The sequence below is a fragment of the Mumia flava genome (genome assembly GCF_002797495.1).
Classification (GTDB): Bacteria; Actinomycetota; Actinomycetes; order Propionibacteriales; family Nocardioidaceae; genus Mumia; species Mumia flava.
In genome coordinates this window covers 2,285,732-2,306,293 of the sequence record NZ_PGEZ01000001.1, presented here as the reverse complement: position 1 = coordinate 2,306,293, position 20,562 = coordinate 2,285,732, and the positions used below count along the sequence as shown (strand labels likewise).

Genomic DNA, 20,562 nt, shown 5'->3' with positions numbered 1-20,562 from the left:
CCACCATGACCCGACCCGTTCGACACAGCCTCGTCGCGCCCGCGATCGCGCTCACCCTGGTCGGCGCCGGCGTCGGTGCGGCGCCCATCGCGTCCGCCGCGACACCGACGCCGCCACCCACCGTCGCACAGGCGACGCTGATCGCCGCCGGCAACACCCACACGGTCGTCGTCGGCGCCGACGGCCGGCCGTACGGCACCGGCTCGAACGGGACCGGTCAGATCACCGGAACCGACAACCCCAAGACCACGCTCACGCCGATGACCGGTCTGCCGTCCGGCGTCCACGCCGCCGCGGTCAGCGCCGAGTTCGAGCACTCGCTCGTCCTCGGCGACGACGGCATCCCGTACGCCACGGGACGCAACGGCCACGGCCAGCTCACCGACGAGGACGAGGAGAACCCCGACCCCCAGCGCACGACGCTGACTCCGATGGTCGGCCTCCCCTCCGGGGTCAGCGCCACCGCGGCCGCGGCGGGGGCCAACTACTCGCTGGTGCTCGGCGACGACGGCGTCGCCTACGGCACGGGCTACGGCTCCAACGGACAGATCACCGGGAACGCCATCAGGACGTACACGCTCACCCCGATGGAGCTTCCGCCGGATGTCCGCGCGGTCGCGATCGCCGCGAGCGTGGGTTCCCACTCGCTCGTCCTCGGCGACGACGGCATCGCCTACGGCACGGGCTACAACGGCTACGGACAGCTCACCGGCACCCAGACCACGAAGACCACGCTCACCCCGCTGACCGGCCTGCCCGACGGCGTCGAGGCCATCGCCATCGACGCGGGCCAGTTCCACTCGCTCGTGCTCGGCGACGACGGCGTCGCCTACGGCACCGGCGACAACCGCCACGGAGAACTGACCGGGGAGGAGACCGAGCTGGACACGCTCACCCCGCTGGCCGGGCTGCCGTCCGGCGTCGACGCGGTCGCGATCAGCGCCGGAAACTTCACCTCGGTGGTCCTCGGCTCCGACGGCATCGCCTACGGCACGGGGTCCAGCGACGACGGCCGGCTGACAGGAGACGGCAGCCGAGACACCCTCACCCCACTCGCCGGGGTCCCCTCGGTGACCGGTCCGATCGCCCAGATCTCGGCCGGGTCCAACACGACGCTGCTCCTGGGCCGCAACGGCGTCGTCTACGGCACCGGACGCAACGACAAGGGCCAGCTCACCGGTGAACCCACCCTGGAGCCGCAGCGCAGCCTGAAACCGCTGTCCGGCCAGCCGATCGTGCGGACCTCCTCCGCGCGGATCACCGGCACCCGCAAGGTCGGCCGGCTGCTCACGGCGCGCGGCGGCACGTGGCTCCCCAGCGGGGCGAAAGTCGACTACCGGTGGTACCGCGGCGGCAAGCCGATCACCAGCGCGACGCACCGGACGTACCGGCTGGTCCGCGCCGACTGGAAGAAGCGGATCAAGGTCCGCATCACCGCCACCCTGCCCGGCTCGAGCGATGCGACCACCTCAGCGCCGACGGCACGGGTCAGGCTCGTGCTCAAGAACACCAAGCGGCCCAAGATCCGCGGCAAGAAGAAGGTCGGCAAGCGCCTCAAGGCGACCAAGGGCCGCTGGAACGCCACCCCGACCCGCGTCGCGTACCGCTGGTACCGCGGGAAGAAGAAGATCCGCGGCGCCAAGGGTGGCAAGCGGGTCTACCGCGTGCGCAAGGCCGACGCCGGGAAGAAGCTCCGCGTCCGCGTCACCGCGAAAGCGCCGTACACGACCGCTGCTCGAGCGACCTCGAAGAAGGTGAAGATCCGGCGGCGCTGAGCCGCGTCACTCGAACCGGCTGACGTCGCCCGCGCCCACCCGTACGACCTCCGGCACGCCGTCGGACAGATCGACGACCGTGGTCGGCTCGGCCGGCGTCTCGCCGGAGTCGAGGACGGCGTCGACCTGCATCCCGAGCTCGTCGTTGACCACCCAACCCTCGGTCATGGGATGGTCGGCGCCGGGCAGCAGCAGCGTGCTGGAGACCAGCGGCTCGCCGAGCTCGTCGAGCAGGGCCGCGACGACCCGGTGCTGGGGGATCCGCACGCCGACGGTCTTCTTCTTCGGGTGCAGCATCCGGCGCGGGATCTCGCGCTCGGCCGGGAGGATGAACGTGTACGGCCCCGGAGTCGCGGACTTGACCAGCCGGAACACCGCGTTGTCCATGCTCACCAGCTGTCCGAGCTGCGCGAAGTCGCGACACACGAGCGTGAAGTGGTGCTTGTCGTCCAGCTGCCGGATCCGCCGGACCCGATCGAGCGCGTCGGCGTTGTCGAGCGTCCAGCCCAGCGCGTACCCGGAGTCGGTCGGGTACGCGATCAGCCCGCCGTCGCGCAGGATCCGGACGGCCTGGGCGATCCCGCGGGGCTGAGGGTCCTGGGGATGGAGGTCGATGTACCGCGCCATGGCGGAAGCGTACGGCTACCGGTACCGCGGCACGCGGAGCTCCGCCCGCTTCGGCCACGAGTTGAAGCGGCAGCCTCCGAGGCTGATCGACTGCTGCATCATGACCGCAGCCCTGCGGCCCTGGCGGCTGCACTGCTTGTGCCCCCAACCCAGCCAGTGGCCGACCTCGTGGTTGACGACCATGTGCCGGTAGCCGCGACGGGTCGTGTCCGCCGCCGCGTTCCAGGCCGGCGACGCGGTCCGCCACCGCAGTCGGTTGATGATCGCGTAGCGGCCGACGCGGCAGCTCCACTGGACGGAGCAGACGCTCGAGTAGCGCGGGAGGCGCGACGCCCGGGCCAGCACCACCGTCATCGATCCCCCGCTGGAGACGCGCTTGAACCGCACTCCGGCCGCACGCCACCCCCGGGGGTCGTTCAGGGTCTCGGCGACCTGGCGGCGGAACGTCCGCATCGCCTTCGTGAACGACCCGTCCCTCCGGACCGTGTAACGGACGGTCGCGCGGACGTCGCGCACGTGCTTGACGCGGCGCCCCACGGATCGCGTCACCCGCGGGACGTGTCCGGGATGGCGGACCGTGACCCGGACCGCGATCCGGTGCCCGACGTCGGCCGCTCGCAGCCGGTAGCGCGCCTTCGTCGCGCCGCGGATCGGTCGCCCGTCGCGCAGCCAGCGGGTGGCGTAGGTGTTGTCGCGCACCGAGTAGCGCCCGAGGGTCCGGCGGAGCGTCTGCCGGAAGCGGACCGTGCCGACGGTGCGGGGGCGCAGCACCACCGTGATCTCCTGCTGCGCCGCCACGGTGGCCTGACGGTCGGTCGCTGCAGGCCCGCGCATCGCAGCCGGGTTGGCGCCCGCGGCCGCCGCCGGCGCGGACGGCACCAGACTCAGCAGGAGGGTCGCGGCGAGCGCGCGGACGAGCATCACGTCACGCTAACCCGGTTCGGGCGAGCCGGCCCGATCGCCGGATCGCGGCCCGCGCGTCACGATGACGAAGTGTCGCCGCCGACCGGACATGCATGACGAACAGTCGCCTACGCTGGAAGGATGCCTCTCCCGACCCTGCGGGCGATCCTCGCCTCCGACTCCGTCCGCGCCGCCCAGCCGGAGACCCTGGCCGGCGGGCGTCGGATCGACCGCCAGGTCCGCTGGGTGCACGTGAGCGAAGTACGGGAGGTCGCGGGGCTTCTGTCGGGTGGTGAGCTGATCCTCTCGACGGGCCTGGCGATGCGCGGCCCCGGCGCGGACGCGGTCGCGTACCTCGACGACCTGATCTCGGCGGGTGCGTGCGGACTGTTCGTCGAGCTGGGCCCGGACTTCGCGCAGATCCCCGACGACGTGCTCGCGCGTGCACGCGACCGTGACTTCCCGCTCGTCGCGCTGCATCAGCGGGCGCGGTTCGTGGAGATCACCGAGCAGGTGCACCGCGCGATTGTCGCCGAGCAGTACGAGCTGCTCGACTTCGCCCGGCGGGTGCACGAGCGGTTCACGGCGTTGTCGCTCGAGGGCGCGGCCGCGCAGGACATCGTCGAGGCGGCCGGTGACCTGGCCGGTTCGTCCGTGGTGCTGGAGGACCTCTCGCGGCACGTCGTGGCCCACGTCGCGATCGGCCGGCCCGCGAGCGGGCTGCTCCAGGGCTGGGAGAAGCGGTCCCGGCTGGTGCCGGCCCTCGACCACACGGGGATCACCGGGCCCGAAGCCTGGATGACGACGCCCGTCGGGATCCAGCAGCGCTGGGGCCGACTCGTCGTGGTCAACCCGGCCTCGGACCAGGAACGGCTCGCGATGGTGCTCGAGCGTGCAGCCCAGGCGCTCGAGCTCGGCCGGATGGCCGAGAGCGACCGCGCGAGCCTCGCCGTGCAGGCACAAGGTGGCTTCCTCTCCGACCTCGCCGACGCCCGGGTCACCGACACCGCCGACGTCGACGCGCGAGCCCGTGCGCTCGGGCTCCCGCCCAGCCCGCCGTACGTCGCGACCGTCGTGCGCGCGGCTGCCGGCGAGGCGGGTGACCCGATGGCCGCGCACCGGCGGTCACGCCGGCTGGTCGAACGTGTCCAGGACGCCGCACGCGCCGTACGCCTGCCGGTGCTGGTCGGCCCGTTCGGCCCCGACGAGGTCGGGGTGCTCGCCGCGCTCGGCGTGAGCGGCGACGAGGGGCTGACCCGATTCGCCGAGACGCTGCACGCCCAGCACGCGCGGCAGCCCGAGCTCGACGAGGTGACCGTCGGCGCCGGCGCCGCGGTCGACTCGCTCATCGCTGCGGCCGGCGGGCTGCGGCACGCCCAGCACGTCGCGGAGGTCGCGACCGCGATGCCGTCCGGGCGACGGCGCCCGTTCTTCCGGGCGGCGGACGTACGGCTGCACGGCCTGATCGCGCTGCTGCACGACGACCCGCGGGTCCAGGCGTTCGCCGAGTCCGAGCTCGACCGGCTGCTCGTGCACGAGGCGACCCACGACGACGGGATGCTCGAGCTCCTGCGGCAGTACCTCGCGGTGAACGGCAGCAAGACCGAGCTCGCCCGCGTCAGTCACCGCAGCCGGCCCGCTCTCTACAAGAAGCTCGACCAGCTCGAGCGGATCCTCGGGGTCTGTCTCGACGACGCCGACACCCGCCTGTCGCTCGGGGTCGCACTGATGGCGCGCGACCAGCGCCGCCGCTGAGGGTCCGCGCCCCCGATTCGACGGGTTCTCCACCAGGTCGCGGTGCGAGAACGGTGGGAAACGCGTCAAATCGGGGGCGCCGGGCTCACACCTCGAACCACGTGCGGGCTGCGATGTCACCGGCGGAGCGGCCGACCTCGACAGCGAACGTGCCCGGCTCCACGACCCACGCGCCCGCGTCCACGTCGAAGTGCTCGAACGCGCGGCGCGCGAGCGGCACCGCGGCCACGACGTTCTCCCCCGGGTCCGCCTCCACCCACGCGTACCCCGCGAGCCACCGTGCCGGACGCTCGACCGCGCTCTTCGCCCGCGACAGGTAGACCTGCACGAGCTCACGACCCCGCCGCGACCCGGTGTTGCGCAGGACGACGTCGACGACCGCGTCGTCCGCCCCGCCCCGTACGTCCACGTCGTGGTGCTGCCAGGTCGTGTAGCCGAGCCCGTGCCCGAGCCAGTACGCGGGCTGGAGCCGGTCGCGCAGGTAGCGGCGGTGCCCGACGTGCAGCCCCTCGGCGTACGCGACCCGGCCGTCGACCGGCCGGACCGACGGAAGCGGGTCGGTGTCGTCGACCGGCCACGTGGTGGGGAGCCGCCCGCCCGGCTCGACCGCGCCGGTCAGCACGTCGCCGAGCGCGTGGCCGTACTCCTGACCCGGGAACCACGTGAGCAGCGTCGCCGGGACGTCGTTCCGCCACGGCATCGCGACCGGCGCGCCGGCGTTCACGACGACGACGGTGCGCGGGTTCGCGGCGAGCACCCGGCGTACGAGCTCGTCCTGGCGACCCGGCAGCGCGAGCGTGTCGCGGTCGAAGCCCTCGCTCTCGACCTCCTCGTTCGTGCCGACGACGACCACCGCGACGTCCGCGTCCGCAGCCACACGCTCCGCCTCGGTGATCGCGGCCTCGTCGCCCGCGTACGGCAGGTCGACGTTGAGCTGGAGCGAGACCAGGAGGTCCGTCCCCGGCACGTGGTCCTTGATCGTGCGGACGAGGTCGATCCGGACCTGCTCTCCGGCCTCGAGCTCGACCGGGACGCCGGCCTGCGGGGGCCGCATCAGACCCTCGACCGGATCGGCGCCCTCGGGGAGCTCGAGCAGGCGGTCCACGACGACGTCGCCGTCGAGCGCGATCCGGAACAGCCCGACGCCCGACGCGCCGACCTGGTACGTGCCGGCGACCGGCGCCGTCAGGACGGTGCTGACCTCGACGCCGGCGAGCGCGTCCGGCTCCACCCCGGGGGCGAACGCGTTGTTCCAGTTGAACGCCGCCCCCACCCGCTCGTCGGTCGCGAGCGTCTCGCCGTCACCGCCGACGAACCGGATCGCGACCCCCGGAACACCGCTCTCCGGCACGCTGAGCAGGGCCGGGTCCGCGATCCCGATCCGGTGGTGCGACCGCACCCCCTCGGCGTACGTCACGGCGGCGGCGCCGAACGTGTCCCGCAGCCCGTCGAGCGGCGACGCCTCGCGGTCGGTGAACACGAAGGCGCTGCCGCCGCCGAGCGTGCGTCCCGGATGGGCGTTCGGGCCGATCACCGCCAGCCGCGTCCCCGCGCCGCTCGCCAGCGGAAGCACGGGAGCGCCGTCGACGTCGGCGTTGCGGACCAGCACGAACCCCGCCGCCGCGACCCGCCGTACGAGCGCGTGCGTCTCGTCGGGCGTCCTCGGCGGCACCGGCTGCGGCTGCGTCCCCTCGAGCGCTCCGACCCGCGCCGCGAGCCGCAGGATCCGGCGGACGTGGTCGTCGATGCGCTCCTCGGGCACCCGCCCCTCTCGTACCGCGTCGACGAGCGTGTCCCCCCACGGACCGGTCGGCCCTGGCATCGCGAGGTCGAGCCCGCCGGTCGCCGCGGCCTCGGTGCTGCGTGCGGCGTACCAGTCGCTCATCGTCACACCGTCGAAGCCCCACTCGCCGTGGAGGACGTCGCGCAGCAGCGGCGACTCGGTCATGGTCGTGCCGTCGACCCGGTTGTAGGCGGCCATCACGGCCCAGACGCCGGCGTCGCGGACGATCGTCTCGAACGGCGCGAGGTACAGCTCGCGCAGCGTCCGCTCGTCGACGCGTACGTCCGCGGTGAGGCGGTCGGTCTCGAAGTCGTTCGCGACCAGGTGCTTGACCGTCGCGGCGACGCCGTCGTCCTGGAGCGCGCGGACGATCGCCGCCCCGACCCGGCCGCTCAGCAGCGGGTCCTCGCTGAAGCACTCGAAGTGCCGCCCCCCGTACGGCGACCGGTGCAGGTTCACCGTGGGGGCGAGGACCACGTCGACGCCCTTGCGGCGGGCCTCGGCCGCGAGCAGGTGGCCGACCTCGTCGAGCAGCGCGTCGTCCCAGGTCGCGGCCAGCGCGGTCGGCGAGGGCAGGTTCGCCGAAGGGTCGCGCTCGTCCCACAGCTCGCCGCGCACCCCGGCCGGGCCGTCCGACGTCACCATCCGGCGGAGTCCGGCTGCGGGCTCGTCGTGCAGCGCCCAGAAGTCGGCGCCCGTCATCAGGCGCACCTTCTGCTCCAGCGTGAGCCGGGCGAGGAGGGCCTCGAGCGTCGAGTCGGGTGCGTTTTCGGGCATTTCGGTCTCCTGAGTGGTCGTGCGACGCGGCGGCGTGCTGGGGCGGGTGGGGCGTACGGCTACTTGACGCCGCCGTCGGCGAGCCCGCCCCGCCAGAACCGCTGGAGCGAGAGGAACGCGATCACGAGCGGGACGACGGACAGCAGCGACCCGACGATCACGTAGAGCTGGAGCTGGGGCGTGTGGGTGACCTGGCTGTTCCAGGTGTGCAGGCCGAGGGTGAGCGGGTAGAGGTCGGTGCTCTGGAGCATGACCAGCGGGAGGAAGAAGTTGTTCCACACCGCGACGAACTGGAAGAGGAAGATCGTCACGAGCGCGGGCACCATCAGGCGGGTCGACACGGTGAAGAACGTGCGGAACTCCGACGCACCGTCGATCCGCGCCGCCTCCAGCAGCTCGTCGGGGACGCTGCTCGCCGCGTAGATCCGGGCGAGGTAGACGCCGAACGGCGAGACCAGGCTCGGCAGCAGCACCGCCCACATCGTGTCGGCCTGGCCGAATCCGCTGAACAGCAGGAACAGCGGCAGCGCGAGCGCGGTCGCCGGGACGAGGACGCCCGCGAGGATCACGTTGAAGACCGCCTCGCGGCCCGGGAAGACGAACTTCGCCAGCGCGTACCCGGCCATCGCCGCGAACAGCGTGCCCAGGGCTGCGCCGACCCCGGAGTAGATCACGCTGTTGAAGGCCCAGCGCAGGAAGATGTGGTCGTCGTAGGTGACCGTGCCCTGGATGTTCGCGAACAGCTCGAAGGGCTGCGCGAACCACAGCCCGTCACCGTCGGCCAGCGACGCGCGGTCGCGGCTGGACGCGACCAGCAGCCACCAGAGCGGGACCAGGAAGTACGAGGCGCAGACGACCATGAAGAGCGTGGCCGTGCCGACGCCCAGGGGCGCGGGGCGCTGCGAGCGGGCGGGCGCCTGCGGACGCCGGCGCGTGCGACCGCGCGTACGGGCGGGGCCGCTCGTCGGGGCGCTCACGAGAACGCTCGCTTCTGCGTGACCTTGAGGAACGTGAACGACAGCGTGCACGTGATCAGGGCGAGGACCACCGACATCGCGGCCGCGAGGTGGTAGTCGGGGATGTTCGAGGTGGCGTCGACCATGAGGTTCGGGGTGTAGTCGCTGCTGACCGCGCTCGAGATCGACCGGAACACCTTCGGCTCGTTGAAGAGCTGCAAGGTGCCGATGATCGAGAACACCCCGGTCAGGATGAGTGCGGGAGCGACCGCGGGGATCTTGATCGACCAGGCGATCCGGAACTGGCCGGCGCCGTCGATCGTCGCCGCCTCGATCGCGTCACGGGGGATCGACTGGAGCGCGGAGTAGATGATCAGCATGTTGTAGCCGGTGTAGACCCAGTTGACGACGTTGACCATCGCGAACACGACGAGGTCCGGGCCGAGCAGGTCGTAGCGGTCGGCGACCTGGGGGAACGGTGAGATCCCGGGCGAGTAGAGGAAGCCCCACATGATCGCCGCGATGACGCCCGGCACCGCGTACGGGGCGAAGAACGCCAGGCGGAAGAAGCTGCGTCCCTTGACCAGCGGCGAGTCGAGCAGCAGCGCGAACACCAGAGCCAGCCCGAGCTGGAGCGGGATCGAGAGGACGAAGAACACCGCGACGTTGCCGATGCTCCCCCAGAAGTCCGCGTCGGTCAGGACGCGCTGGTACTGGGTGAGCCCGCCGAAGACCTCGCGGGCCTTGCCGAAGGTCCCCTCACGCTCGACGGTGAAGAACGACTGCCAGACCGCGTAGGCGATCGGCACCACGTAGAACGCGGTGAACAGCACCGCGAACGGGGCGAGGAATCCCACGATCGCGCCCTTGTGCCTCACGGGCGGTCGCCGTCGGGGCGGCGGCGCGGCCGCGTCTGTACGCGGCGGCGCGGCGGTGGTCGCCATCACGGGCTCCTTCGTGGTCGGACCGCGCCCGCAGCGCGGTGGTCGGGGTGGTGCGGCCGGCCCGGGAGGAGGGCCGGCCGCACCGGCGGGTCGTACGAGGGCGACCCGCTACTCGGACACGTCGAGCGACTGCGCCTCCATCGTGTCGACGGTCTTGCTCTGCGCCTCCTCGAGGGCGTCCGCAAGGGTGGCCTGCCCGTTGACGGCCTGGCCGAGCCCGTTGCCGAGGTCGGAGTAGGTCTGGGTCATGGTCGGGCCCCACTGGAAGCTCGGGTCGACTCCCTTCGAGGCTTCCGCGAACACCTCCCAGACCTTCTGGTCTCCGTAGTACGGCAGGCCCTCGGTGAGCGCAGGCAGACTGGCCTGTCCCTCGGTCGTCGCCGGGTACTGGCCGCCGTTCTTGTTGTTGAGCGCCAGCGCCTCCGGTGCGCTGAACGCCCAGGTGGCGAACTTCGCGGCCTCGTACGGGTGCTCGGTGTTCTTGAAGACCACCGCGTTCGAGCCGCCCCAGTTGCCGGCGGCGTTGTCACCGGCCTCCCACTGCGGCATCGGCGCCACGGCCCACTTGCCGGCCGTCTTCGGTGCGCTGTTCTCGAGCAGCTTGGTGGTCCAGGCAGCGCCGATGATCGACCACTCCTTGCCGTTGTCCAGAGCGTTCCACTGCGGGTCGCCGAGTCCGGGCACGGTGTCGAGCAGACGCTCGTCGAGCAGCTTCTGCCAGTAGTCGGCGACCTGCTCGGTGGCGTCGTCGTTCAGGCTGACCGTCCACGTGCCGCCGTCCTCGGAGAACCACGTGGCGCCGTTCTGCCACGCGAGCGAGGTGAACCATGCAGGCTGGTCCGGCGGGAAGTCACCGATCGTCGCGCCCAGGGCCTTGATCTTCTTCGCGGCCTCGTAGTACTCGTCCCACGTCGTCGGGACGCCGATGTCGTTCTGCTCGAACAGGTCCTTGCGGTAGTAGAGCGCCATCGGCCCGACGTCCATCGGCACCCCGTACGCCGAGCCGTCCTCGCCGAAGCTGACCTGCGAGACCGTCCAGTCGACGAAGTCGCCCTCGGCCTCCTGCCACGGCTCGCAGCCGCCGATGTCGTACAGGCCGTCCTGGAGCCGGAAGCTCGCGAGGTTGTCGAACTCGACCATGCCGATGTCGCCCGTCGTGCCGGCCTTGATCTGGTTCGAGTACGCCTGGTAGGTGCCTTCGTTGCCGCCGACGACCTCCTTGTACTTCACCTGGATGTCGGGGTTGTTCTCGTTCCAGAGGTCGACCGTCTCCTGCATCCCGGGGACCCAGGAGGAGAACGTGAGGGTGACCTTCTCGCCGTCAGCAGCCGGCTCGCAGCTCGAGTCGGAGGAGGCGTCGGAGTCGTCGTCGCCCCCGCCGCACGCTGCGACGAGGAGGAGCGCCGCAGCCGCGAGCGCGGCGGACGCGGCGCGTCGCTTGAGTACCGCCATGGTGTGGTCCTTTCTCCCCGACGTTGGTGATGTGAACCTTGCCGCGAACCGCTGCGACCGAGTGCTCGATGTGACGCCGGACACACATGCGAACCGAACGCCATCGAACCATACTTACTGACCTGCAAGTAAGTAGTGAACGTCACGATCTGATAACGGCGCCGGGTGCGTTCTCGATCGGGCTCGTTCCTCGCCCGCCTCGAACACCGACCTTCCCGTCAATCGAGCGATGCCCGCTGGTCGAGGCGCGAGCGGAGCGAACGATGCCCGCTGGTCGAGGCGCGAGCGGAGCGAGCGATCGAGACCCCTCAGAGCACGTCGGCCGCGCGCGCAGCCAGACCCCACCGCGCCAGGAGCGCGTCGATCACCAGCGCGACCGCGGCGGGCATGTCCACGCGCTCCGGGTCGAGCAGCCACTGCACCTGCAGCCCGTCCATCACCGCGATGATCGAGGACGCGGCCGCGTCGAGCTCCTCCTCCGGGGGACGCCGGTCCGCCGGCACGGTGTCGGCGAGCGCATCCGCGATCATGCCCCGCAGATGGGTGAACCGGTCGCGGAACGAGTCCTGCGCCGGGTGCCCCTCCGTCACGGACTCCGCCGACAGCACGGCGTACGACTGCACCAGCCCGCCACGGGTCGTGTTCGTCTGCGCGGTCCGTACGAGGTGGTCGAGGAGCAGTGGACCGTGCGGCGGCTCGGCGTTCTCGAAGTCGGCGACGTCGGTCGCGTCGCGGTACTCGAGCACCTCCACGAGCAGCTGCTCCTTCGACCCGAAGTGGTGCAGGATGCCTTGGTGCGTGATGCCGACCCGCTCGGCGATCTCCCCGAGCGATGCCTTGTGGAAGCCACGGGTGCCGAAGACGTCGAGCGCCGCGACGAGGATCTCGGCACGCCGCTGGTCCGCCGGGACCCGCGCGGCCCGCGTGCGCTTGATGGGGGCGGCGTCGCTCGTCATGGACCTGACCCTACCCCCACTTACCGCCCGGTCAGTAGCGTTCCGCCCGACCCCGGAGGGGTGACAGAGCGTCACGCGGGACGGGGCAGGGGTGACAGACCGCCGGTTGGCCGCGTGGCGTCGGGCGTGCTGCAATCACTGCCATGAGCACGCCTGCGCCGTTCGATCCCGCCCGTATCCCCGCCGGTCAGTTCATCGGCGGTGCGTACGTCGACGGGCACGGCCCCGAGGACGTCGTCGTGTCCAGCCCCGCGACCGGCGACGTCGTGGCGACGTACGCGTCGGCCAACGACGACGACGTCGCCGCTGCGGTCGACGCAGCCGCCCGGGCGTACCCGGAGTGGTCCGCCGCGACGCCGGGCGAGCGCAGCGCCGCACTGTACGCGCTGGCGCGCCGCTTCGACGAGATCGCCGACGACCTCGCGGCCGCCGAGACGCTCCAGACCGGCAAGTCGATCCGGATGTCCACCGAGTTCGACGTCCCCGGCACGATCGACAACACCGACTTCTTCGCCGGCGCGGCCCGCAACCTCGAGGGCAAGGCGAGCGGCAACTACTCCGGCGGGCACGCCTCGTCGATCCGCCGCGAGCCCCTCGGCGTGATCGGCTCGATCGCCCCGTGGAACTACCCCCTCCAGATGGCAGCCTGGAAGATCCTCCCCGCGATCGCGGCCGGCAACACGATCGTGCTCAAGCCCGCCGAGATCACGCCGTTCACCTCCCTGATGTTCGCGCAGGCGGCGAAGGACGCCGGGCTGCCCGACGGCGTCGTGAACGTGATCAACGGCCCCGGCGCCACCACCGGTCAGCGTCTCGTCGCCGACCCGGGTGTCGCGATGACCTCCTTCACCGGCTCGACCGCGGTCGGCAAGCAGATCGCCGCGACCGCAGCCGCCACGGTCAAGCGCGTGCATCTCGAGCTCGGCGGCAAGGCCCCGTTCGTGGTCTTCGACGACGCCGACCTCGAGGCCGCGATCCGCGGAGCGGTCGCCGGTTCGATCATCAACGGCGGCCAGGACTGCACGGCGGCCACCCGGGCGTACGTGCACGAGAGCCGGTTCGAGGAGTTCACCGAGGGCGTCGCCGCGCTCATGCGCAAGGTCGTGATCGGCGACCCCACCGATCCCGCGACCGACCTCGGCGCGCTCAGCTCGGCCGCGCACCGCGACAAGGTCGCCGCGATGGTCGACCGTGCCCGGGCCGCCGGCGCGAACGTGCTCTGCGGCGGCCGCGCACCCGAGCGGAACGGCTTCTACTACGAGCCGACGCTGCTCACCGGGCTCGCCCAGGATGCCGAGGCGGTCCAGGACGAGATCTTCGGCCCGGTCCTCGTCGCTCTGCCGTTCTCCGACGACGACGAGGCGATCCGGCTCGCGAACGACACCCCGTACGGCCTGGCGGCGTCGGCGTGGACGCGCGACATCTACCGCGCCGAGCGTGCGAGCGCCGAGATCCAGGCCGGCTGCGTGTGGATCAACGACCACATCTCGATCATCTCGGAGATGCCGCACGGCGGGTACAAGGCGTCGGGCTACGGCAAGGACATGAGCACGTACTCGTTCGACGAGTACACGCAGGTCAAGCACGTGATGCGCGATCTGACGGGCGAGGCGCGACGCGACTGGCACTCCACGGTCTTCAGCGCCTGACCGCCCGAGCGGCTGGCGGATCCACGGTGCAAAAACCCACCTCGTGAGATCCCGCAGGGCGTAGGACAGGGTGAGGCGACGCCACGAAGGCGTCCAACCCCCGGGCCGGAGAACTCTCGTTCGAAGGACCCATCATGAAGACTCGTACCCTGCTCGCTGCCGGCACCGCCGGCGTCGGGTTGATCGCCGCGACGCTGGCCGCGGCTCCCACGGCGTCGGCCGCCGACGTCAACCGCCCCCCTGTCCAGGTCGTCTCGGGCGGCAACACGGGGCTGAACCTCGCCGTCGGTGTGACCCGGGACAAGGCCGGGCGTCTCTACGCTGCCAGCTACAGCAACAACGCGATCCGGATCTTCGGGCCGAACGCGAACGGCAACGCGACGCCGTTGAGGTCGATCCAAGGAGGTGCTACCCAGCTGTCGGCGCCCGCCGACGTCGCCGTCGACAACGCGGGCTACCTGTACGTCACCAACGAGGGGACCAACAAGATCACGGTCTACCCGCCGGGGGCGAACGGCAACGTCGCACCGGCGAAGCAGATCTCGGGCGCGAACACGAACATGAGCGCGCCGTACGGGATCGATGTCGACAGCAGCGGAACGGTGTACATCGCAAGCTTCGGCAACGACCGCCTCCTCGTGTTCGGCCCGGCGAAGAACGGCAACGCCACACCGACCCGCCAGATCACCGGCGGACAGACCGAGCTCAGCAGCCCGGCCGGCGTCGAGGTCTCTCCCAGCGGGCGGATCTACGTCACCAACTACTCGGCCAACACGGTGACCGCCTACCAGAAGACGGCCAACGGGAACGTTCCTCCGGTGCGACTCATCGGAGGCCTGCAGACGCAGCTCGCGACACCGTGGAGCATCGATACCGACTCGAGCGGGCGGCTCTACGTCGCGAACAACACGGCGGCGGCAGTGACGGTGTACGGCGCGGGCGCCAACGGCAACAAGGCACCGCTGACCAGGCTCATCGGTGGAGCCACGCAGCTCGCCAACCCGTACGGGGTGGTCGTTGACGCGAACCACCGACTGAGTGTCGGCAACGGTTCGGGCAACGCCCTGCTGACCTACAAGGCGCTCTACCCGAAGGTCACGAAGCCGGGGAAGGTCCGCAACCTCAAGGTCAAGGGCAAGCCGCGGGCCAAGCGGTGGATCGTCGACTGGAAGAAGCCGTCCAAGACGGGCAACGCCCCGATCAACCGCTACCAGGTGGTGGTCAAGAAGGGCAGCCTCACGGTGCACAAGGAGTTCCGCAAGCCGACGTACGCGGTGCTCACCCGTCCCGAGCTGAAGAAGGGCGGCAAGCTCCGGTACGGCAAGTACAAGGTGATCGTCCGCGCCCACAACAAGAAGGGCTGGGGACCCAACGCCGCGAAGACGTTCCGCGTCAAGCGCCGCTGATCCGACCCGCCCTGCAACGCCGTCCCCGTCGGGCATCTGCCCGGCGGGGACGGCTGCGCGTGCAACAACCCTCCGTGAGGCCCCGGATGGCGATAGGAAGGTGCCGCGCCTCCACCGCGGCGCCACGCCCACACCGGAGGAACACCATGCCCAGACGGACCACCACGACGACGCTGCTCGCAGCCACGATCAGCGGCGCGGGTCTGGTCGCCGCGACCCTCGCGACGGCACCGAGCGCAGCCGCTGCCGACGTCGATCCGGCACCGGTGCGGGTGGTGAGCGGCGGTTCCACCGGGCTGGGCATCCCGCACGGCGTGACCCACGACGGGTTCGGGCGGCTGTACGTCGCGAACCCCACCTCCGACTCGGTCACCGTCTACGGCGCGAGCGCGAGCGGCAACGCGGCGCCGATCCGTACGATCGCCGGCGGAGCGACCGGGCTCGACCAACCGACCGATGTCGCGGTGGACGATGCGGGGTACCTCTACGTGTCGGCCATGGGAGCCGGGAGCGTCCGGGTGTTCGCCCCCGGCGCGAACGGCAACGTCGCGCCGGTGAAGGTGCTCGCGGGCGCGAACACCGGGATCGACGAGCCCTACGGAGTGGATGTCGACGCCGGCGGCACGGTGTACGTCACCGACTTCGCCAGCAGCCGCGTTCTCGTGTTCGGCCCGGCCAAGTCGGGCAACGCGACGCCGAGCAGGACAGTGGCCGGGGCGCAGACCGAGCTCGACGGCCCGGTCGGCATCGACGTCGCGCAGGGCCGGATGTATGTCACCAACTACCTCACCGGCACGGTGACCGTGTACCCGGCGACAGCCGACGGCAACGTCGCGCCGGCGCGCCTGATCGGCGGCCTGCAGACCCAGCTCGCCTACCCGTTCGGTGTGCAGACTGACTCGTTCGGCCGGATCTACGTCGCGAACTTCAACCCGGGATCGGTCGTCGTCTTCGGGCCGGGAGCCGACGGCAACAAGGCCCCGCTCGCCCGAGTCACAGGACCGACGTCGCAGCTCACGAACCCGATCGGCATCACGGTCGACGCGACTCATACGCCGACGGTGACCTCCGGCAACACCGTGCTCTCGTACGCCCCGCTGTACCCGGTCCCGACGCCGGGCCCGCTGGTGACGAAGCCAGGCCAGGTCCGGTCGTTGACGGTCAAGGGCAAGCCGCGGGCAAAGCGCTGGATCGTGGACTGGCGCCGGCCCGGCTACATCGGCCAGGCCGCGATCAACCGCTACTCGGTCGTGGTCAAGACGCGCGGGAAGGTCGTCCACCGCGAGATCCGCAAGCCGTCCCGCGCGAAGCTGACCCGCAAGGAGCTCAAGCGCAAGGGCAAGCTCCGCTACGGCCGCTACACGGTCGTCGTCCGCGCCCACAACAAGAAGGGCTGGGGACCGGCGAAGACGAAGAAGTTCCGCGTCAAGCGCCGCTGAGGACGGTCGGGTCACGCCAGCGCCGCGAGAGCGGCGGTGATCAGCTCGGTGTCCGGCTCGGACATGGCGAGCGACGCCACACGTTCGCCGCTCCGGGCGTACGCCGCCGCGCGGTCGCCCGCGGGCGTGCTCACCACCGGCGCCGCCAGGGCGACGGCGAGGCGCTCGCACGCCGAGCGGTCGAGCGGGATCAGATCGCTGACGTCGAGATCCTCGAGCGTGAACACTGTCCCGTCCCGCTCCGCACGCTGGCTCCCCTGCGTCCGGATCGCGTCCACCAGCCCGTCCCGTACTGCGACCTGCGGGGCCCGGACGTCGAGCACGGCGGACATGGTCTCGACCGGCTCGTCCGGATCGGGAGCGGAGACCTCCTGCCCCACCACGCTCGCGCGGACGCCGTGCTCGGAACGCAGCCGGGCCTGCTTCGCGACCGCGAGGGCAACCATCGCGTACGTGAGCATCGGGTCGTTGCGTGCCCCCATCGGGGTCACGCGCAACCCCGGGCGACCGCGGAACGTCATCGCCCACCGACCGCGCGGCCACAGCTCCCCCACCACGGCCGCCCGCGCACCCGGAGGGACGACGTGGGCCAGATCGGCTGCGATCTCCACGACCGCCCCCGAGCCTGTACGAACCATGGCCGAGGTCGGATCGCTCTCCAGCACCAGGGCCCCCGCCTCGCGGGCGAGCGCAGCCAGCCGAGTCTCCATGCCTCCATCGTGCCGTGGCTGCGAGACTAGGCCCATGGTGATCACGCGCGACGACGTCGACCGGGTCGAGACAGCGAGCGGTCCGCCGGCCGAGCGTGCGGAGGAGCTCGTCGGCTACGCGACGTCGGCCGAGCACGAGCTCGACGGCGTCACCGCGCGCTCGATCCTGGTCACGGCGGCGGAGCTGCTGGGGTTCGCGGGGGCGTACGACCGGCAGAGCGAGGTCCTGCTCCTGGCCGACGAGTCGGCCGGCCCGTCCGCGATCGCGACCGACGCCGTACGGATCGCGTCGCTGCTGACGCGAGGCCTGGACGCCACCGAGGTCGCGGACCGGCTGCGACGGACCGGGAAGCCGAACCCGTACACGTGCCACTACGTCGCGGAGTCCTACATCGAGTCCGGTGACCTGGCTAAGGCCGAGCGGTGGCTCAACATCGGACTGCGGGTCCAGGAGCACCTCGATCCCGAGATGACGGACACGTTTGCCTGGGACCTGCTGCTGGTCACGCGGCTCGAGGTCCGCCGCGCGCTCGGACGCCCCGCTGACCAGTACGACGAAGAGGCGCAGCTGGCCGAGCCGGTCACCGAGGACGACTGACGTGGAGCTGCGTGAGGCGATCCGCCGTCGCCGGATGGTCCGCGCGTACGAGGACCATCCGGTGCCGCAGGACGTGGTCGACCGGATCCTCGACCACGCGACCCGCGCTCCGAACGCCGGCTTCACCCAAGGATGGGCGTTCCTCGTGCTCGACGAGCCCGTGACCGTCGAGCGGTTCTGGGAGGTCACGACCCCTCCGTCGCGTGCCGCAACCCCGTCGGCCTGGCTCCGCGGGATGCGGACCGCGCCCGTCGTGATCGTGCCGATGTCGAGCAAGGACGCCTACCTGGACCGCTACGCGGAGCCGGACAAGGGGTGGACCGACCGCGACGAGGACCGGTGGGCGGTGCCCTACTGGCACGTCGACGCCGGGATGGCGTCGCTGCTCGCGCTCCTGACTGCTGTCGACGAAGGGCTCGGCGCCTGCTTCTTCGGGATCCCGCCGACGCGTACGGCGAGGTTCCGCGAGGCGTTCGGAGTGCCGGACGCGTTCGCTCCCGTCGGCGCGATCACGGTCGGGTTCCCCGATGCGGCGAACGACCGTGCGACCGGCTCACGAGACCGCGGCCGTCGCCCGGTGCGCGAGGTCGTCCACCGCGGGCAGTGGTGACCGGACACGGACCGGGATTGGAATGTGAGGTAATTCACGACTACCCTTCGGGCCATGCTGATCGCCGAGGATGTCGCGCTCCTCGCACTCGACCGTGACTCGGGTCGCGTGGTCGCCGACGAGGTCGAGGTCCGCCATGCCCTCGCCGGCGCACTGCTCCTCGACCTCGCCCGCGCCGGCGTCGTCCGGCTCGAGGGCACCTCGGTCATCGCCGCCGGGGACGTCAGCCCGATCCACCCGCTGCACCGCTTCGCGTGGTGCCTGATCGCCGCCGAGGTCCCGCTCGAGGTCCGCGACGCCATCCGCCACATGGCACCGACCCTCACGGAGACCGTGCTCGGGTCGCTGGCCGAGCGCGGCGTCGTCCGGCGGGCGGACCGGCGCCGCGTCTTCCGGTCGTCGGTGTGCTGGCACGTCGACGATCCTGCGGGTCTCGATGCGCTGCGCGCCGAGACCGGGCGCCCGGTGGCCGCGGAGGCCCGTACGGCGGCGTCCGGCTGCGACCTGCAGACCGCCGCCGTCCTGACCGCGCTCGCCGGGTCGGGCCTGCTCGGACTGGTCGCACCGCCACCGACCCCGGCGACCGCCGAGACCTACGACCGTGCGGCCGCGGCGATCGCCGTGGGCGCCGGCGACCTGCTCCCCCTGTGCCGCGCGATCCATGCAGGCCTCGGACGTTCCCTGCACCCGGCCGAGATCGGCTCCGCGACCTCAAGCAGCGCCGCCGCGTCAGCCTGACGGCCCCACCCGTACGGGCCCTCAGCGCGGCGCCGACTCGCCCGCGTCCTGCGGGTAGGCACGCGGGCAGGCGACGTCACAGCCGGGCTGGAGCTCGACCGGCACCTCGTGCGGGCGCGACGGGGTCCGTACGAGCGACGCGGCCGTGAGCGCCGCGACGACGAAGAGCCCGGCGCAGATCACCATCGCGTGGTCGAACCCGTCGCTGAACACGGCCGGCTCCGCGAGCGCGTCGCCGGTGATCCCCACCAGCGGTGGCAGCGCGGCGACGGCGAGCATCTGCGCCGTGCGCGCGATCGCGTTGTTGATCCCCGAGGCGGTTCCCGCGAGATGGTCGGGCGCCGCCGCGAGCACCGCCGTGGTCAGCGGCGCCACCATGATCGTCAGCCCGACCCCGAGCACCACCACACCCGGGAGGACGTCGAGCAGGTAGGACGCGTCGGGCCCGATCCGCAGCATCAGCAGCAGACCGACCGCGGCGACCAGCGGGCCGAGGGTCATCGGGATGCGCGGTCCGATCCTGGTGCCGACCGCGCCGGCGTACGACGAGAACGCGAGCATGAGCAGCGTGATCGGCAGCGTCGCCGCCCCTGCGGCGAGCGGCGTGTAGCCGGAGACCACCTGGAGCTGGACGACGAGCAGGAAGAACACGCCGCCGATCGCCGCGTAAGCGCTGACCGTCACGATGTTCGCGCTCGTGAACACACGGTCCCGGAACAGGCCGAGCGGAACCAAGGGGTGCGGGCTTCGGCGCTCCAGGAGGACGAAGGCCACGAGGACCGCGACGCCGAGACCGGACAGCCAGCCGATCACGTCGATCAGTCCGTACGTGAGCAGCGCGAGCCCCGTGGCCGCGAGGACCACGCCGGTGATGTCGAACCCGCGCGCCGCCTTCTCGTCGCGACTCTCCGGCACGTGCCTCAGAGTCACCCAGACGACGACCGCAGCCAGCGGCAGATTGATCAGGAACACGGCACGCCAGGTCACCGCTTCCACGAGCCAGCCCCCGACCAGCGGACCGATCGCGGTCGCGACGCCGCTGAGGCCGGACCACGCGCCGATGGCCGCCCCACGGTCGTCGCGCCGCAACGATGCCGAGATCAGGGCCAGGCTGCCCGGGGTGAGCAGGGCGCCTCCGACGCCCTGCAGCACGCGTGCGACGACGAGCGTCTCCACCGTCGGAGCGATCCCGCAGAGCAGTGACGCGACCGCGAACCAGGTCACCCCGAGCACGAAGATCCGCCGGCGCCCGAACCGGTCGCCGAGTGCTCCGCCGAGCAGGATCAGGGACGCGAGAGCGAGCGTGTAGCCGTTGACGACCCATTGGAGCGCGGCGACGTCGGCGTCGAGGTCGTCCCCGATCGTGGGGAGCGCGACGTTGACCACCGTCGCGTCGAGCATCGCGATGCTGGACCCGAGCACGGTCGCCAGCAGCAGCCAGCGGCCGGCCGGGCTGCGCAGCGCGACCGTTGCCTCCACGGGTT

General features: G+C 71.7%; 17 protein-coding genes. 8 read left to right on the top strand and 9 right to left on the bottom strand.

Features of this window, described 5'->3' with window-relative positions:
• The first annotated feature begins 5 nt into the window (after positions 1 to 5).
• A complete protein-coding gene (locus CLV56_RS10945) occupies positions 6 to 1,775 on the top strand; it encodes an RCC1 domain-containing protein (protein WP_039341185.1) in 1,770 nt (589 codons plus the stop codon).
• Between the two features lie 6 nt (positions 1,776 to 1,781).
• On the opposite strand, the gene CLV56_RS10940 is transcribed toward CLV56_RS10945, so the two are convergent.
• Both CLV56_RS10940 and CLV56_RS10935 read right to left on the bottom strand, forming a co-directional pair.
• Positions 1,782 to 2,402: an L-threonylcarbamoyladenylate synthase gene (locus tag CLV56_RS10940; protein ID WP_039341188.1), complete on the bottom strand. Its 621-nt coding sequence runs from the start codon at positions 2,400 to 2,402 to the stop codon at positions 1,782 to 1,784.
• A gap of 15 nt (positions 2,403 to 2,417) precedes the next feature.
• Positions 2,418 to 3,323, bottom strand: a complete 906-nt coding sequence (locus CLV56_RS10935) for a DUF3152 domain-containing protein (RefSeq protein WP_100414811.1) — start codon at positions 3,321 to 3,323, stop codon at positions 2,418 to 2,420.
• Between the two features lie 123 nt (positions 3,324 to 3,446).
• Between CLV56_RS10935 and CLV56_RS10930 the strand changes: the two genes are divergently transcribed.
• On the top strand, positions 3,447 to 5,060 hold the full coding sequence (locus CLV56_RS10930) for a PucR family transcriptional regulator (protein ID WP_039341191.1): 1,614 nt from the start codon (positions 3,447 to 3,449) through the stop codon (positions 5,058 to 5,060).
• An 85-nt stretch (positions 5,061 to 5,145) separates the two neighbouring features.
• Here the strand turns inward: CLV56_RS10930 and CLV56_RS10925 are convergent, their stop codons facing one another.
• From CLV56_RS10925 to CLV56_RS10905, 5 genes are all read right to left on the bottom strand, one after another.
• Positions 5,146 to 7,620, bottom strand: a complete 2,475-nt coding sequence (locus CLV56_RS10925) for a beta-glucosidase family protein (protein ID WP_039341194.1) — start codon at positions 7,618 to 7,620, stop codon at positions 5,146 to 5,148.
• 59 nt (positions 7,621 to 7,679) lie between these two features.
• The gene (locus tag CLV56_RS10920; protein WP_245857761.1) at positions 7,680 to 8,597 is read right to left on the bottom strand and encodes a carbohydrate ABC transporter permease; all 918 of its coding nucleotides are present in this window, start codon (positions 8,595 to 8,597) and stop codon (positions 7,680 to 7,682) included.
• On the bottom strand, positions 8,594 to 9,520 hold the full coding sequence (locus tag CLV56_RS10915; RefSeq protein ID WP_039341196.1) for a carbohydrate ABC transporter permease: 927 nt from the start codon (positions 9,518 to 9,520) through the stop codon (positions 8,594 to 8,596). Before CLV56_RS10915 ends, CLV56_RS10920 begins: the two co-directional genes overlap by 4 nt.
• Before the next feature lie 108 nt (positions 9,521 to 9,628).
• The gene (locus tag CLV56_RS10910) at positions 9,629 to 10,972 is read right to left on the bottom strand and encodes an ABC transporter substrate-binding protein (RefSeq protein ID WP_039341199.1); all 1,344 of its coding nucleotides are present in this window, start codon (positions 10,970 to 10,972) and stop codon (positions 9,629 to 9,631) included.
• 308 nt (positions 10,973 to 11,280) lie between these two features.
• Positions 11,281 to 11,928 (bottom strand): TetR/AcrR family transcriptional regulator, encoded by a 648-nt coding sequence (locus CLV56_RS10905; RefSeq protein WP_039341201.1) that lies wholly within the window; start codon positions 11,926 to 11,928, stop codon positions 11,281 to 11,283.
• A 143-nt stretch (positions 11,929 to 12,071) separates the two neighbouring features.
• Between CLV56_RS10905 and CLV56_RS10900 the strand changes: the two genes are divergently transcribed.
• The 3 genes from CLV56_RS10900 to CLV56_RS10890 all read left to right on the top strand — a co-directional run bounded on the left by CLV56_RS10900 (position 12,072) and on the right by CLV56_RS10890 (position 16,422).
• Positions 12,072 to 13,577 (top strand): gamma-aminobutyraldehyde dehydrogenase, encoded by a 1,506-nt coding sequence (locus tag CLV56_RS10900; RefSeq protein WP_039341205.1) that lies wholly within the window; start codon positions 12,072 to 12,074, stop codon positions 13,575 to 13,577.
• 134 nt (positions 13,578 to 13,711) lie between these two features.
• The gene (locus CLV56_RS10895) at positions 13,712 to 14,983 is read left to right on the top strand and encodes a beta-propeller fold lactonase family protein (protein WP_100414810.1); all 1,272 of its coding nucleotides are present in this window, start codon (positions 13,712 to 13,714) and stop codon (positions 14,981 to 14,983) included.
• A gap of 146 nt (positions 14,984 to 15,129) precedes the next feature.
• A complete protein-coding gene (locus CLV56_RS10890; protein WP_039346876.1) occupies positions 15,130 to 16,422 on the top strand; it encodes an NHL repeat-containing protein in 1,293 nt (430 codons plus the stop codon).
• An 11-nt stretch (positions 16,423 to 16,433) separates the two neighbouring features.
• On the opposite strand, the gene CLV56_RS10885 is transcribed toward CLV56_RS10890, so the two are convergent.
• Positions 16,434 to 17,132 (bottom strand): hypothetical protein, encoded by a 699-nt coding sequence (locus tag CLV56_RS10885; RefSeq protein ID WP_100414809.1) that lies wholly within the window; start codon positions 17,130 to 17,132, stop codon positions 16,434 to 16,436.
• Between the two features lie 34 nt (positions 17,133 to 17,166).
• Between CLV56_RS10885 and CLV56_RS10880 the strand changes: the two genes are divergently transcribed.
• Genes CLV56_RS10880 through CLV56_RS10870 form a run of 3 tightly spaced genes read left to right on the top strand, consistent with a single transcriptional unit; the run spans position 17,167 to position 19,078 of the window.
• Positions 17,167 to 17,730, top strand: a complete 564-nt coding sequence (locus CLV56_RS10880; RefSeq protein ID WP_039346877.1) for a hypothetical protein — start codon at positions 17,167 to 17,169, stop codon at positions 17,728 to 17,730.
• A 1-nt stretch (position 17,731) separates the two neighbouring features.
• Complete coding sequence (locus CLV56_RS10875; RefSeq protein WP_039346879.1) at positions 17,732 to 18,340, top strand: nitroreductase family protein; 609 nt, start codon at positions 17,732 to 17,734, stop codon at positions 18,338 to 18,340.
• Positions 18,341 to 18,394: 54 nt separating this feature from the next.
• Positions 18,395 to 19,078 (top strand): GPP34 family phosphoprotein, encoded by a 684-nt coding sequence (locus CLV56_RS10870; RefSeq protein ID WP_039346882.1) that lies wholly within the window; start codon positions 18,395 to 18,397, stop codon positions 19,076 to 19,078.
• 21 nt (positions 19,079 to 19,099) lie between these two features.
• Here the strand turns inward: CLV56_RS10870 and CLV56_RS10865 are convergent, their stop codons facing one another.
• The gene (locus CLV56_RS10865; RefSeq protein WP_157805139.1) at positions 19,100 to 20,557 is read right to left on the bottom strand and encodes an MFS transporter; all 1,458 of its coding nucleotides are present in this window, start codon (positions 20,555 to 20,557) and stop codon (positions 19,100 to 19,102) included.
• Positions 20,558 to 20,562: the final 5 nt, after the last annotated feature.